This is a genomic window from Robertkochia aurantiaca (genome assembly GCF_020166495.1).
In the GTDB taxonomy this organism is placed as follows: Bacteria; Bacteroidota; Bacteroidia; order Flavobacteriales; family Flavobacteriaceae; genus Robertkochia; species Robertkochia aurantiaca.
Genome location: NZ_JAINZS010000001.1, coordinates 84,598 through 100,686 on the forward strand (window position 1 = coordinate 84,598; position 16,089 = coordinate 100,686).

Below are 16,089 nucleotides of genomic sequence, written 5' to 3' on the forward strand. Positions count from 1 at the left end.
TAATTCCTTTTTTATATTTTTAAAAGACTTAAGAACCTTCCCACATGCTAAATCAAAAACGCGTAATTATTGAAAATGTAATTCCTCAACTCAACAAGGGGAATTTTTTTATAAAGAAAGTTCCGGGCGAAACCATTCAGGTTGGTGCCGACCTGCTGGCCGATGGTCACGATATATTGGCCGGGGTGGTGAAATATAAACACGAGAAGGAGCGTCGCTGGTCTGAAGTACCCCTGAAACTGGTGGAGAACGATTACTGGACGGCCGGTTTCCGGGTAGAAAAACAGGGATACTATACCTATTTCGTCGAAGCATGGATAGATTATGCACTCACCTGGCAATACGGTATCGAACGCAAGATCAATGATAATCAGAACGTGCGGTCTGAGTTACTCGAAGGGGTGAGCTACCTTGAACCCATACTTAAAAAGACAAAAGGTGATCTTAGAAACTATGTAAAAACCCTGATCGCCTTATTTTCTGAAGAGCAACAATATCAGCAGGCGGTTAAGGAGGCGGTTTCTGAAGAACTCAAAGGGTTGCTGAAGGCATATCCTGAGCGCTTTCTGGCCAATACCAGTGACCCGCTTACTGTCTATGTCGATCGTCTGAAGGCTCGTTTCAGTACCTGGTATGAGTTCTTTCCAAGGTCTGCTTCCGCGCAGCCGGGACAACATGGTACCTTTAAAGATTGCGAACGCTTGCTTCCCCGAATAGCCGATATGGGATTCGATGTGTTATATTTCCCTCCCGTGCATCCCATAGGAGAGGTAAACCGTAAAGGGAAGAACAACAGTACCCATGCTGAAGAGGGCGATGTGGGTTCTCCATGGGGTATCGGTTCGGAAAAGGGCGGACATAAATCGTTACATCCCGAACTGGGCGATGAAAAAGATTTTAAGTCATTGATCAGTAAGGCTCAGGAACACGGGATCGAAATAGCGATGGATTTTGCGCTGCAATGCGCCCCTGACCATCCCTATGTGAAGGAACATCCCGAATGGTTCAAATGGCGACCCGACGGAACCGTACAATATGCAGAGAACCCTCCGAAGAAATACCAGGATATACTTCCTATTTATTTTGAAACCCCCGACTGGAAGAACCTCTGGAAAGAATTACTGAGTATCGCCATGTATTGGGTAGAAGAGTTCGGAATACGAATATTCAGGGTTGACAATCCTCATACCAAGCCTTTCCCTTTCTGGGGATGGCTTATCAGTGAAGTGAAAAAGAAATATCCCGATGTGCTCTTTCTCTCTGAAGCTTTTACCAAGCCAAAGGTAATGCACCAGCTGGCCAAGCAAGGGTTCACTCAGAGCTATACCTATTTCACCTGGCGTAATAACAAGTTCGAACTACAGGAGTACCTCACCGAACTTACCAGAACTGATCAACGTCATTTTTTCAGACCTAATTTCTGGCCTAACACCCCTGATATCAATCCTTACGGACTCCAGGGTGCCAATGAGGCCATGTTTTTACAGCGTTATTTTCTGGCAGCCACCCTGAGTTCCAATACCGGGGTATACGGGCCGGTTTACGAACAAATGGTGTCAGATGCCATTCCCGGAAAAGAGGAGTATCTGGATTCAGAGAAATATCAGATCAGGCACTGGAACTGGGAATTGGAGAATAAGCTTACCAGCGTTATGCGAAAGATCAATTGGGCACGGCGTGCCAACCCCTCGTTACAGCAAACCAACAACATACATTTCTGCGAGACAGATGATGATATGCTAATGGCCTATTATAAGTTCGATGACCTGAAAGAGAACGAAACCATCATGGTGGTCAACCTGGATCCGTATTACAGCAAACAAGGCTGGGTAAAATTACCGCTCGATATGCTGGGAATACATGAAGGGCATCAAATGCAGGTGAAAGACCAGATCACCGGAAGTACGTATGTCTGGGATAAACACTGGTGTTACGTAGAACTGCATCCTTCGCTTCCCTTTCATCTATTCGAACTAAATAAATAACCCTATGGCCAAGAAAAAAGAAAGCACCCGCATCCAGTTGTCATATGAGTTCAATACTGACTGGGAGGGGTTGATGGAACACCAGGAGTTCCGCAAGGTTTTCCTTTCTGACGTGCTTGAAAATTTTATCATTCAGCAACGTTGGTATGGCGGTAAGTCCAGTAAACTGAAATACATTGAACTCCAGGAATACTTCAGAATACAGCAGGCCGGTGAGGTATATTACGGACTTCTGCTGGAAGTGAATTTTTATGAGGCCTTTTATCAGCATTACTTTTTGCCCATTGCCTTTGTCACCGATGAGGATTTTGCGAAAGAAGGACGAATTCTGGAGATATCCCTGAACGGAAATCAAGGGTATCTTATCGATGCTGTACATCTTGAAGCCTTTACCCGTGTGGTTTACGAACGCATTCAGTCATCCACACCGGTTGATACGACTAAAGTGCAGTATCACAAAAGTGAGTTCCTGCCTGAAGATCTCTTTGAAACTTCCCGAAAGATGGGACTGGAGCAGAGCAATACCTCAGTTATCATCAACGGGCGTTACGTGATCAAATATTTCAGACGTATTTACGCCAGTAAGAATCCCGATTATGAGATGAGCCGGTTTCTATCAGAGAAGAAAGGCTATAAGAATACGCCGGCCTATATGGGTAATATGAGCTTCAGAGATCATGAAAATGTGAACATCACCATCGCCTTGATGAATGAAATGCTCGAGAATGAAGGAGATGCCTGGGATTTTATGATGAAAGAGATGCACAAGGTATTTTGCAATCTCGAGTATAAAGGCATACAAACGGGATCATTACCTCATATCGAGATGTTCACCAGGCTTAAGATCAGAGATGTGCCGCCTGAGATCATCGACTGGGCCGGACTCAATATCTTTCTGAAGCTACAACGCCTGGCACAGAGAACGGCTGAGATGCACATAGCATTGGGGTCTGAATTTGAAGATACGGCATTTACGCCCGAACATTATAATGGAGATTACGAGGTCTGGTTAAAGAACCGCTTGCTATACCAGTTGCAGAACAGACTAAACATGGTCGAGAATAACATGCATAAACTGGAGGGACGCGCCCTTGACCTTGCCAAAATTTTACTAGAGAGAAAGAACGATATCAGGAAACGCATCGTTAACTTTGACTGGACAAAATTAAAGGGTGAACGAATTCGCATACACGGAGACTATCACCTGGGTCAGGTATTGGTGCGTGATGATGATTTTTACCTGCTTGATTTTGAAGGGGAGCCTGAAAGTACCATCAGAGACCGAAAGGTGAAACAACCCCCTTTGAAAGATGTGGCAGGTATGTTCCGTTCATTTCATTATGCGGTCTATGCCACTATTTTCGGCCATTCGGAAGAATATCCCTATGACCAGGATTCGTTGTTCGAAGCCGGCGAATTGTTGTACCGCTATATGATCGGGGTTTTTCTGGATACCTATACCCAACTTATCCAGGATAATAATCTGAATATAGGCTACGTACAGGAAAGAAGATTCCTGCTTCAGTATTGCCTGCTTGAAAAAGCAGTCTATGAACTGGGTTATGAGATGAATTCCAGACCCGTATGGGCTGTGATCCCTCTTGAGGGAATAATGAGTATTTTAAAAAAGACCGACTAAATCTGCTTAAGCTTAATTTATGGAAAACGTACTACCGCATTCCCTGTTTACCGATTTCGACATCGAACTCTTCAAGGGAGGAAAACATTATAAATTATACGAGAAATTCGGCGCGCATCTGATCGAAAAAGATGGGGTCGAAGGCTGTTACTTTGCAGTTTGGGCGCCCAGTGCCAAGGCTGTTTCGGTAGTAGGTGACTTTAATTACTGGCTTGAGGGGGAGCATCCGCTGAACGTAAGATGGGACGCCTCGGGTATCTGGGAAGGCTTTATCCCCGGAATCAGTAAAGGCGATAAGTATAAATTCAAGATCCATTCGAATCACCGGGACATAAAAACAGAAAAGGCCGACCCGTATGCCTTTTATGCTGAACACCCACCGCAAACAGCCTCCATTGTATGGAATCATCCGCATGAGTGGAAGGATGAGCGCTGGATGAAGACTCGTAAATCGGTAAACGCCCTTGATAAGCCTTTCTCTGTTTACGAATTGCACCTGGGGTCGTGGAAACGCAATATGGAGGAAAATGGTCGGAGTCTTAACTACACGGAGCTGGCAGAAGAACTGACACGCTATGTAAAAGACATGAAATTCACCCATGTGGAGTTCATGCCTATTATGGAATATCCTTATGATCCTTCATGGGGGTACCAGCTAACAGGATATTTTGCACCAACATCCCGTTTTGGTAAGCCGGAAGATCTGATGGTACTCATCGATCGGTTACACCAGGAAGGAATAGGGGTGATCCTTGACTGGGTGCCTTCTCATTTTCCTGAAGATGCTCACGGTCTTGGATTTTTCGACGGAACACATCTTTATGAACATCCCGACCGGCGCAGAGGCTACCACCCCGACTGGAAGAGTCTCATCTTTAACTATGGAAGAAATGAAGTCAAATCGTTTCTGATCAGCAATGCGTTCTTTTGGTTTGATAAGTTTCATGCCGACGCTTTGCGTGTCGATGCAGTAGCATCCATGCTTTATCTTGATTATTCAAGAGAAGAGGGAGAATGGGAGCCCAATATTCACGGGGGCAGAGAGAACCTTGAGGCCATCGCTTTCCTAAAAGAGCTGAATGAGGCCGTGTACGGGACTTTTGAAGGAATTCAGACCATCGCAGAGGAGTCGACCTCTTTTCCCGGGGTGACCAAGCCGGTATATCTCGGCGGACTGGGCTTCGGAATGAAATGGATGATGGGCTGGATGCATGATACCCTTGAATACTTTAAGAAGGAATCCATACACCGTAAATATCATCATAACGAAATCACCTTCAGTCTGACCTATGCCTTTAGCGAAAATTTCATGCTGCCACTGAGCCACGATGAGGTTGTTTACGGCAAACGCAGTATTTTCGGGAGAATGACAGGTGATGAGTGGCAGCGATTTGCCAACCTCAGAACGCTCTTCTCGTACATGTTTACCCACCCGGGAACCAATTTGCTGTTTATGGGGGCAGAATTCGCCCAGTCTGAAGAATGGAACTTTCAAAACAGCCTGGACTGGCACCTGCTGCAATACGATTACCATAAAGGCATTCAAAAATTATTGACAGATCTGAACGGGTTCTACCGAAGTCAGCCGGCCTTGCACGAGCTGCAGTTCAGTGAACAGGGTTTTGAATGGATCAATTACGGAGATTCTGAAAATTCGGTAATGTCGTTTATTAGAAAAGGAAATGATCAGCAGGAAGATCTGTTCGTCATTTGTAATTTCACGCCTGTGGTTCGTGAACGTTATCGTATCGGGATGCCCCGGGCCGGAAAGATCAAACAGGTGTTTAACAGCGATTTCAAGAAGTATGGAGGTAGCGGCATAAGCAACTCTAAGGAGATAAGTGTTTCAGATACAGGCTGTAACGGCCGGGATCATTCGGCAGAAATCACAATACCGCCTTTATCAGTGATCATTTTTAAATATTTTTCATAATAACCGTTAAATGTTGAGGTGAATTTGTAGTATTTTGTGGCACTTTGAACAGATGAAGAAATGATAACGAATACAGAACTCGAATACAAAGGAAATTTATACCCTACCCATATAACCGAATATAAAAAAGATGTTGACAAGGTCACTTTCAGGACCGAGAACGATGTAAACCTTCAAATATCCATTCTCAGAGATAGCGTTTTGAGATTCCGGTATGCCACGCAGGAAGGTTTTGACTCAGACTTTTCATATGCCTTGTCAGACGATGCCACTTATGGCTATAACCATCTTTCGGTAGATGAAAAAGACCATTACTTTTCCATTCAAACCTCCAAACTTGAAGTGCGGGTAAATAAAAAGGATCTGCGTATTGCAGTTCTCGACCTGCAAGGAAATGTCATCAATGAAGATGAACTCGGCTTTCACTGGGAAGAGAGTTACGAATACGGTGGAAACATCGTCAAAATGAGTAAGCTTTCACAGGAATCTGAAAGTTTCTATGGCCTTGGCGATAAGCCTTCCCAGTCAAATTTGCGCGGGAAACGCTTAGAAAACTGGGGTACCGACCAATATGCTTTCGGAAAAGATCACAACCCTCTCTATAAGAGTGTGCCTTTTTACATCGGACTTCACCATAAAACGGCTTACGGAATCTTTTTTGACAATACGTTTAAAACGCATTTCGATTTTTGCATGGAGCGCAGGAACATCACCAGTTTCTGGGCCGATGGGGGAGAGATGAACTATTATTTTTTCTACGGTCCGAAAATGGCAGACGTGGTCACCGGTTACACCGATCTCACGGGAACACCTGACTTGCCACCTCTCTGGACACTTGGTTTCCACCAGTGTAAATGGAGTTACTACCCCGAAGCCAAAGTGAAGGAAGTAACTTCGAAATTCAGGGAGCTGTCGATACCTTGTGATGCAATCTACCTGGATATTGATTATATGGATGGTTTCAGGTGCTTTACCTGGAACAAGAATTATTTTCCCGATCCCAAGGGGATGGTAAAGGAGTTGCTGGATGATGGTTTTAAAACCGTTGCCATTATTGATCCGGGTATCAAAATCGATAAGGATTACTGGGTTTACCGCGAGGCCCTGGAAAAGGATTATTTCTGTAAAAGAGCAGACGGGCCATATATGAAAGGTAAAGTTTGGCCGGGAGAATGTAATTTTCCCGATTATACCAATCCTGAAGTGAGGGAATGGTGGGCCGGTCTGTTTAAAGACCTGATAGCTGATGTGGGAATCAGGGGTATCTGGAACGATATGAATGAGCCGGCTGTTATGGAGGTTCCCGGTAAAACCTTTCCCGATGATGTGAGGCATAATTATGATGGTCACCCATGTAGCCACCGAAAGGCCCATAATATTTACGGGATGCAAATGGCTCGGGCCACGCATGAAGGTGTAAGAAGGTTCATATTTCCCAAACGGCCTTTTGTGATCACCCGGTCGGCTTATTCAGGAGCTCAGCGTTATACCTCGAGCTGGACAGGTGATAACGTGGCGACCTGGGAGCACTTGTGGATCGCCAATCTGCAGGTACAGCGCATGTGTATGAGCGGTATGTCATTTACCGGATCAGATATCGGGGGATTTGCTGAACAACCCTCAGGTGAATTATTTGCCAGGTGGATACAACTCGGCGTTTTTCATCCGTTCTGCAGGGTGCATTCCAGCGGCGATCACGGTGATCAGGAACCCTGGTCTTTCGGCGATGAGGTAACCGACATCACGCGAAAATTCATCGAACTTCGTTACCAGTTGCTCCCGTATATCTATACCATGTTCTGGGAGTACATGAACGAGAATGTACCTATGCTTAAAACCCTGGTATATTACGATCAGGATGATCCGCATACGCATTATAGAAACGACGAGTTTATCTTCGGGAACCAGATCCTGGTATGCCCTATACTGGAGCCTAACTCCAAGGGAAGACGCATGTACATCCCGCGTGGGAAATGGTACAACTTCTGGACGGGTAAGCTGGTAAAAGGGGGAAAAGAGTGTTGGGTGGAAGCCGATATCGATACCATTCCGATCTTTATTAAAGCCGGTTCAATTATACCGAAATATCCCGTACAACAGTATGTTGGCGAGAAGAAGATCGACCAGCTTACCCTCGATGTATATTACACAGAAGGTGTGGAGGTTTCAAGGGTGTTCGAAGATGCCGGCGACGGATTTGATTATAAAAAAGGAAGGTATTGCCTGAGGAAATTTAAAATGACAGGTCGAAAAGATGAAATGGTGATCAGTCATTTTAAGGAAGGTAAGTACACCACTAATTATGAAAGCTTCAAATTCAACCTGCATGGTTTACCTTTTAAGGTGAAAGCCATTGAGATCGATAACCTGGAAATACCCTTCAGTGAAGTGAAGCTCAATGGTGATAACAGCATGATCATCGAAAAGGAATTCACCGAGCTGCATATTATCGGAGAATAATTTTTAGTAAATTCAGGGAAATAATAAGATCCATGAAGCATTTTCGAATATTTGCATTATTTATATTATTTGTAACAGCCTGTTCGACCAATCCCTTTACCGGGGAGTCAACCTTAAACTTTCAGTCGAATCAGGAGATCTTTCCGGTAGCTTTTCAGCAGTATGAGCAGTTTCTTGAACAAAACCAAGTTATCAGGGGTACTGAAGATGCTGAAATGATCAAAGACGTCGGACAACGAATTAAGAATGCCGCCGAGAAGTGGTTCCAGGCCAACGGTTACCCTAATTATCTCGATGGATATCAGTGGGAGTATAACCTGGTCAAAGACGATGCGGTGAACGCCTGGTGTATGCCGGGAGGTAAGATCGTTTTCTATACCGGGATCCTTCCCATTTGCCAGGACGAAACAGGTGTGGCTGTGGTAATGGGGCATGAAGTGGCCCATGCTTTGGCTAATCACGGAGCCCAGCGAATGAGTGCCGCTCAGTTGCAGCAATTAGGTGCCATCGCCGGAAATGTGGCTCTTTCAGGTAATGCTCAAACTGCAGAGATCTTCAACCAGGCGTATGGTCTGGGTACCCAGCTCGGAGTCATGCTGCCATTTTCCAGAGCGCATGAGAATGAGGCAGATATTATAGGACTACGGCTTATGGCTATAGCGGGCTACAATCCTGAGGCAGCTCCCGAATTGTGGAGACGCATGCAGGCCAGGGGAGGTGCTGAACCACCTGAATTCCTGAGCACGCACCCATCGAGTGTGACACGTATAGAAAACCTGCAGTCTAAAGTGGAGGAAGCCAAAGAGGAGGCCCGTAAGTACGGAGTTGAAAGCTTTCAATAATATACACTCACGTAGGAATAGCAGCTAAATATCTTTATATTCGAACCGTTCTTAAATTATGAACGGTTTTTTTATCCCCGCTTATGCCTGAACTTGAAAAAGGAAGTAAGAAACTGCTGAATGCCTGGGCGTTTTATGACTGGGCCAACTCGGTTTACAGTCTTACCATAGCCTCGGCTATTTTTCCGTTGTATTACGGAGCTCTCTTCAGAGATGCCGGAATCGAGAAGATCGAGATCTTCGGAGGGATGATCGCAAGGGGGCCGCTGATCACCTACGTCACCTCGGCAGCTTTTCTCCTGATCTCTTTAATTACGCCATTCTTATCGGGAATCGCAGACTACATAGGGAATAAGAAGGTATTTCTGAAGATTTTCTGTTACCTGGGGGCGCTATCCTCTATAGGTTTGTACTGGTTCAGTCTCGAGGCGATCTACAGTAGTTTGCTGATCTATTTTTTCGGTTTGGTGGGCTTTTGGGGAAGTCTTGTTTTCTACAATTCCTACCTGCCAGACCTTGCTTATCCTGAGCAGCAGGACCGCATCAGTGCCAAAGGCTATTCATGGGGATACGCAGGTAGTGTGCTATTGTTACTGGTGAACCTGGCCATGATCATGAAATATGAGTGGTTTGGTTTTGAAAGTGCCGGTGAGCCTACCAGGCTGGCTTTTGTCACAGTAGGGGTGTGGTGGATCGTATTCAGTCAATACAGTTTTTATTACCTGCCAAAAGGGAACGAGAACCGCGGCAAAATCACCCGTGACATTCTCTTTAACGGGTTCAGGGAATTGCGCCAGGTCTGGCGGCAACTGGGTAATAATATTCGTCTGAAACGTTATCTCGGAGCCTTTTTCGTTTACAGTATGGGAGTGCAAACAGTCATGCTGGTGGCGTCTTATTTTGCAGAGGAAGAACTGGCCTGGGAAAGTGCAGAACAACGAACCTCCGGTTTGATCATCAGTATACTGTTAATACAACTGGTCGCCATCCTGGGCGCCGAACTTACCTCAAGAGCCTCCGGGCGTTTCGGAAATCTCAGAACGCTTATAGGTATCAATATTATCTGGGTAATGATCTGTTGTTATGCCTATTTTGTGATCACCCCTTTTCAGTTCTATATCACCGCCGCCATAGTTGGTCTGGTGATGGGAGCCATACAGGCCCTGTCGCGATCGACCTATTCGAAGTTTTTACCACAAACACGGGATACAGCCTCGTTTTTCAGTTTTTACGATGTGGCTGAAAAGGTTGGTATCGTTATCGGTATGTTTCTGTATGGTTTGATGGCTCAGCTTACGGGCAGTATGCGGCAGGCTATTTTTGTGGTGGGTGCTATTTTTGTAGCTGGCGTGATCTTATTACTGCGGGTACCCGGAAAGAAAGAGGCCATAAAGCCATCTCAATTCTGAGCCACGATCTTTGCACCACTGGAGGTGCCCAGGCGATGGGCGCCGGCTTTAATGAATGCCTGAGCTGTTTTCGCGTCTTTGATCCCTCCTGAAGCCTTAATCTTAGCCTTTGAGCCGATGGCCTCCTTGATCAGTTCTATATCTTTGAGACTGGCTCCCCTGGGACCGAAACCCGTAGAGGTTTTTACAAAATCTGCCTTTGCTTCAACTGCCAGTGCAGCACCCTTTTTGATTTCTTCAGGTTCGAGTAAACCTGTTTCCAGTATCACTTTCAATACATGATCTTCACAAACTCGTTTTATCTCGCTAATCTCTTTGAGAACGGCGAGGTCACGTCCCTCCTTTAAATAAGCGATATTGATCACCATATCGATCTCATCGGCACCCTGTCTGATGGCCGTTCGTGCTTCTTCGATCTTTGCATCGGTAGCCATTGCTCCCAGAGGGAAACCGATCACGGTGCAGACATTTACCCCGGTATCGAGCAGTAAGGCTTTGGCGTAAGGAACATGGCAACCGTTCACACAAACCGCATGGAATTGTTGTTCTTTGGCCTCCCTGCAGAGCGCTTCCACGGCTTCGGTGGTGGCATCGGGCTTTAAAAGCGTATGATCGATATAAGATGCGAGCTTCATATTATTTAAATCTTTGGTTTATTGTATCGACGATGACTCCCATGCAGTCCTTGAGATAAAAGGTATAGTCGGTTACATAAGTCATATAAACCGCTCCTTGTATCAGGCTGAAAAATCGTCTTGAAAAGGTTTCCGGGCTTATACTGCGTCTTATCTGTCCCTGCTCACGTCCCTGTTCGATCAGGCGGTGAAGGGTACCCTGCAGGGTATCGATTCCTTCGCGTACCAATGCACATACCTCCTTGTTGTGATTTACAGAATCCACACCGAAGTTCAGCAGGGGGCACCCACCCCAGGGAGCGGCCAACTCGTAATAATTCTTATAGAACTCAGTGAACTGCATTAGTTTTCCCATAGGGTCAGATTCCTTTTCAAGGTAGTCATTAAGACGCCGGGTCATCTTCCCGAAAAGATAGCTGAATGATTCGATATAGAGCATGTCTTTATTTTCGAAATTGCCGTAAATGGCTCCTTTGGTAAGCCCCGTAGCACGGGTCATTTCACTCAGGCTGGTTCCCTCGTACCCCTGTCTGCAGAAAATAGGGGCTATGGTCTCTATGATAAAGCGGGAAGTGCGTTCGGCTTTGGTAATCATCGGTTTAGCAGTTTATTCAAATATAAGAATACTGACTGGTATTTTTAACGGTATGGGTAAAAAAACACCCGCAACATGAAATGCTGCGGGTGCTTAACTAACCAACCAACTTAAAACTAAATAATTCAAACATGAATTATCTACCTTTATCTTTATCTGACTCTCTGTAAATTAGTCGTTTAAATCTTGAAAAACTTACAGGTTTTCGTTCTCATTTTCAATAAGATCTTCCTGGTTTCTGAATACCAGCTGATCATCAAAAGCATCGAGCAGTATGATGCTGTCAGTATGGATATTACCGCTCAAAATTTCCTTCGACAATTGATTCAGCACTTCTTTCTGAATCACCCTTTTTACAGGTCTGGCTCCGTATTGCGGATCATAACCGGCTCGGGCCAGGTAATCGACAGCCTCTTCAGTTGCATCCAGGGTGATCTGTTGCTTGCTTACCATCTTTGAAACACCTTTCAGCTGTAGTTTTACGATCTTTCTGATATCTTCCCTGGTCAGCGGAGTGAACATAATGATATCGTCAATTCGGTTCAGAAACTCCGGTCTTACACTTTGTTTGAGCAGACCGAGCACCTCAACTTTAGCAGCTTCCATGGCGCTGTCTGTATCTGTGGCATTTTCAAACTTTTCCTGTATGATATGGCTTCCCATATTACTGGTCATGATGATAATGGTATTCTTGAAATTTGCCAGTCTGCCTTTATTATCGGTAAGTCTTCCTTCGTCCAGTACCTGCAGTAATATATTGAAGGTGTCAGGGTGTGCTTTTTCTATCTCATCGAGGAGTACCACTGAATACGGTCGTCTTCTCACAGCCTCGGTGAGCTGCCCGCCTTCATCATAACCCACGTATCCGGGAGGGGCACCCACCAGGCGGCTAACGGCATGACGCTCCTGGTATTCACTCATATCGATCCTGGTCATGGCGCTTTCGTCATCGAACAGATATTCTGCCAGTGCTTTCGCTAATTCGGTCTTACCCACACCCGTAGTACCGAGAAAAAGGAACGAGCCAATCGGTTTTTTACTGTCCTGCAAACCGGCACGACTTCTTCTGATAGCATCAGAAACCGATTGAATGGCCTCATTCTGGCCTACGACCCTTTGATGTAATTCATCTTCCAGGTTCAGTAATTTTTCCCTTTCGCTTTGCAGCATTTTTGTGACCGGTATTCCCGTCCATTTGGCTACTACCTCGGCGATATCTTCGTTAGTTACCTCTTCCTTAATAAGGCTTTTTCCTGAGCTTTGCTGTTCAGAAAGTTCCTTTTGAAGTTTTTCCAGCTTCTCCTGTTCTTCCTTGATTTTTCCGTATCTCAACTCAGCAACCTTGCCGTATTCCCCTTCACGTTCGGCTTTTTCGGCCTCCAGTTTAAAGTTTTCGATAGATTCTTTTGCAGACTGTATCTTATCAACCACATCTTTCTCTGCCTGCCATTTGGCGAACAGATCATTTCTGTCTTCCTTGAGATTTGCCAACTCGACATTCAGGGATTTAAGTTTCTCTTCGTCGTTCTCCTTTTTGATTGCCTCTATTTCGATCTCCAGTTGCATGATGCGTCGATCCAGAACATCGAGTTCCTCGGGTTTTGAATTGATCTCCATGCGGAGTTTTGAAGCGGCCTCATCCATCAGGTCGATCGCCTTATCGGGCAGGAACCGGTTGGTGATGTAGCGCTGCGAAAGCTCTACAGCAGCGATGATGGCTTCATCTTTTATACGTACTTTATGGTGTGTTTCATATTTTTCTTTTATACCCCTGAGAATCGAGATGGCACTGTCGGTGTCGGGCTCATCGACCATCACTTTCTGAAAGCGCCTTTCAAGGGCCTTGTCTTTTTCGAAATACTTTTGGTATTCATCCAGCGTGGTGGCACCAATAGCTCTCAATTCCCCGCGGGCAAGGGCCGGCTTAAGAATGTTGGCGGCATCCATGGCGCCTTGTCCGCCTCCGGCTCCCACCAGGGTATGGATCTCGTCAATAAACAGAACGATATTACCATCTGAAGAGGTTACTTCCTTGATAACTGCTTTCAGTCGTTCTTCAAATTCACCCTTGTATTTAGCACCGGCGATCAAGGCACCCATATCGAGCGAATAGATCTCTTTGTTTTTCAGGTTTTCGGGTACATCACCCTGAATGATGCGATGCGCCAGCCCTTCGGCAATGGCTGTTTTACCTACCCCTGGTTCACCCACCAGCATGGGATTGTTCTTGGTTCTTCTTGAAAGGATCTGTAATACCCTTCTGATCTCTTCATCTCTTCCGATCACCGGATCCAGTTTACCGTCGTTGGCAAGCTGATTCAGGTTCTTGGCGTACTTGTTCAGTGAATTGTAGGTTTCTTCAGCACTGGCAGAAGTAACCCTGTCGCCTTTTCTGAGTTCCTGTATGGCTGCGGTAAGCGACTTTTCGCTTACTCCCTGGTCTTTCAGAATTTGAGCGATCTTGCTTTTTGACTTGAAGATGGCCAAAATGAGATGTTCTACAGATACGAATTCATCATTCATTTTTTTGGCCACATTAACAGCCTCATTGAGCGTATTACCCGCATCTCTGGAAAGCATCAGGTCAGCCCCTTCAACTTTTGCGAAACTGGTCAGGGTGCTGTCGAGTACCTGCTGAAGCAGGCTTACGTTGACGTTTAGCTTTTTCAGCAGAAAGGGGAGTACATTTTCGTCTACCTCGAACAATGCCTTGAAGATATGTTCGTTCTCTATTTGCTGGTGACCGTACCCCTGAGCTATTTGCTGAGCTCGCTGAATGGCCTCCTGCGATTTAATGGTGAAATTATTTAAATTCATATTTTTAAGCTCTAAATGGTTTTCTTATTTACATGAAGACGTAGTCAAATTATATTCCAATACATTCGACAGGTCAAAATGTCTGCTAAACCATTAATTTACAGGACAAATTGTCTGCTAATCTTAAAAAAAGGAACATCTGATGGGAATATTCAGCTGGGGAAAGAAAGACTCGGAAGAATCAGGAAAGGGAAGCGTTAACTGGATACCTCTTACTGATAGATCGACCATAGAAAGCCTGAGGCAGCGCTCGTACGAAAAGCCCGTGGTTATTTTCAAGCATAGCAAACGATGCGGTATCAGCACTATGATGTTGAGCCGCTTTGAACGGGAAGTCACCGATGGTGATAGCCATGACTTCTACTTTCTGGACCTGGTCGCCAATCGTGAGGTATCGAACCAGGTTGCGGCTGCCCTGGATGTCAGGCATGAAAGTCCGCAGCTCATAGAACTTTGGCAAGGAGTGGTGAGGTATCATGCCTCGCACGGTGATATATCAGCATCAGCCCTTAAGGACTGATGCTGTTTCTGCTTAAAGCGTATTGAAACGTTGACGGGTAACTATGGCTTTGATTCTGGCTTTTATATCCTCGCCGGCATCATAGACCATTTGCTCATCGGAAGGGAAGGTAACAGGGCCGAGTTCCAGGAGCCTCCGGTCATCAAGACTCAAGGCACGAAGGTCTCCGTCTTCGGTGGCATAGATATGTTCGAAAATGAATTCGCTGCTCAGAGGGTATGACCCTAATTTTTGCTGGGTGTTCAGGTCGAGATAGGTGATAGCGCCTTGTACCTGAACCGCCTTGAATTGTCTGACCTCTCTGAAAACACAGGTAACATCGGTGAATTTATCTACCTTTATGTCATTGCCCAAACTGTCTTTTTTGACATTCCCGTTGCGGTCGTATTCGTAACGCCAGCCGTCTTTTACAGTTTTTTCCCTGATGATTTGTGTCTCCTTTACCTGTTCCGGACTCACTAAAATTTGAGTGAAGGCGATTTCCATTTCATAATCATAGGGATGCCCTTGCTGAGGCTCAGTGTGATAAATGGTCCATAACTCGTTTAGGCCGTAGGTGTTGAAATTGAGCAATTCCTGCTCGAGTCGCTTTGGAAGGATTGTTTCAGAATCGTTGTACAGGTTTACCATCACATAGTCGACTCCTTTTTGATGTGCGATATCCATCTGTAGGGGAACATCGCGGAAGGCAGGATTGATCGCATTGATGTAATCAAGGTCTTCATAGGCTGAGCGAAAATCACGCTTGGTGCGGGCGCTGCTCATTTTCTCCAGGGCCACTTCGTACAAATGATCAGAAAGATCATTTTTAAAACTGATGATCTCGGCAGAATAGTCCCTGAACCTGAAACGGGCATCCCGGTTTTCATCACGAATATATAAGGGGGTAAGCGGTTTGATCTGCCTTTGTCGTTCCTGCAGCCTGCTGTAGGTTTCGTATATCTCGGTTAGGTTGGCGGGATTGTTATCCTTTACCAAAAACTCTATACGTGAAAGATCTCTCTTTTCAGCCTTGGCATAGGCCTCTTCGAGGATCAGAATATATTCCTGGTTGCCTCTTTTGTCTTTATCCTTTCTGAGTTTCTCAATGGCATTGTTGATAGCCTGGTCGTAATTTCCTGAATTAAGGGCTACCTGAGTACGCTTTACGCCGCTGCAACCTATAAGTAATATGGTGAGCAGACCCAATAGCAGGTTTTTCATAGTAGTAAGAGATTGGTTTGCTGGACCAAAAATAAATAAAAACCCCGATAG

General features: G+C 45.4%; 11 protein-coding genes. 7 read left to right on the top strand and 4 right to left on the bottom strand.

All coding sequences use genetic code 11. The annotated features are described in order from the left end of the window. Positions 1 to 44: 44 nt before the first annotated feature. From K7R10_RS00400 to K7R10_RS00425, 6 genes are all read left to right on the top strand, one after another. Positions 45 to 1,985 carry an alpha-1,4-glucan--maltose-1-phosphate maltosyltransferase gene (locus K7R10_RS00400; protein ID WP_224482696.1) on the top strand — a complete coding sequence of 647 codons (1,941 nt, stop codon included), beginning with the start codon at positions 45 to 47 and terminating at the stop codon, positions 1,983 to 1,985. Between the two features lie 4 nt (positions 1,986 to 1,989). Next, positions 1,990 to 3,624, top strand: coding sequence for a trehalose synthase (locus tag K7R10_RS00405; RefSeq protein ID WP_224482697.1), 1,635 nt, complete (start codon positions 1,990 to 1,992; stop codon positions 3,622 to 3,624). A gap of 19 nt (positions 3,625 to 3,643) precedes the next feature. Then, complete coding sequence (gene glgB, locus K7R10_RS00410; protein WP_224482698.1) at positions 3,644 to 5,557, top strand: 1,4-alpha-glucan branching protein GlgB; 1,914 nt, start codon at positions 3,644 to 3,646, stop codon at positions 5,555 to 5,557. 60 nt (positions 5,558 to 5,617) lie between these two features. After that, complete coding sequence (locus K7R10_RS00415) at positions 5,618 to 8,017, top strand: glycoside hydrolase family 31 protein (protein WP_224482699.1); 2,400 nt, start codon at positions 5,618 to 5,620, stop codon at positions 8,015 to 8,017. A 32-nt stretch (positions 8,018 to 8,049) separates the two neighbouring features. After that, positions 8,050 to 8,859, top strand: a complete 810-nt coding sequence (locus K7R10_RS00420) for a M48 family metallopeptidase (RefSeq protein ID WP_224482700.1) — start codon at positions 8,050 to 8,052, stop codon at positions 8,857 to 8,859. Between the two features lie 83 nt (positions 8,860 to 8,942). Continuing rightward, on the top strand, positions 8,943 to 10,268 hold the full coding sequence (locus K7R10_RS00425) for an MFS transporter (RefSeq protein ID WP_224482701.1): 1,326 nt from the start codon (positions 8,943 to 8,945) through the stop codon (positions 10,266 to 10,268). On the opposite strand, the gene deoC is transcribed toward K7R10_RS00425, so the two are convergent. The 3 genes from deoC to clpB all read right to left on the bottom strand — a co-directional run bounded on the left by deoC (position 10,259) and on the right by clpB (position 14,315). Beyond that, on the bottom strand, positions 10,259 to 10,903 hold the full coding sequence (gene deoC, locus K7R10_RS00430) for a deoxyribose-phosphate aldolase (protein ID WP_224482702.1): 645 nt from the start codon (positions 10,901 to 10,903) through the stop codon (positions 10,259 to 10,261). The genes K7R10_RS00425 and deoC overlap by 10 nt on opposite strands. A 1-nt stretch (position 10,904) precedes the next feature. Continuing rightward, a complete protein-coding gene (locus K7R10_RS00435; protein ID WP_224482703.1) occupies positions 10,905 to 11,498 on the bottom strand; it encodes a TetR/AcrR family transcriptional regulator in 594 nt (197 codons plus the stop codon). A gap of 195 nt (positions 11,499 to 11,693) precedes the next feature. Beyond that, a complete protein-coding gene (gene clpB / locus K7R10_RS00440) occupies positions 11,694 to 14,315 on the bottom strand; it encodes an ATP-dependent chaperone ClpB (protein ID WP_224482704.1) in 2,622 nt (873 codons plus the stop codon). 142 nt (positions 14,316 to 14,457) lie between these two features. Between clpB and ytxJ the strand changes: the two genes are divergently transcribed. Further along, entirely contained in the window at positions 14,458 to 14,835 is a 378-nt protein-coding gene (ytxJ, locus tag K7R10_RS00445) for a bacillithiol system redox-active protein YtxJ (RefSeq protein ID WP_224482705.1), read from the top strand. Positions 14,836 to 14,847: 12 nt separating this feature from the next. On the opposite strand, the gene K7R10_RS00450 is transcribed toward ytxJ, so the two are convergent. Continuing rightward, complete coding sequence (locus tag K7R10_RS00450) at positions 14,848 to 16,038, bottom strand: hypothetical protein (protein WP_224482706.1); 1,191 nt, start codon at positions 16,036 to 16,038, stop codon at positions 14,848 to 14,850. Between the last annotated feature and the right edge of the window lie 51 nt (positions 16,039 to 16,089).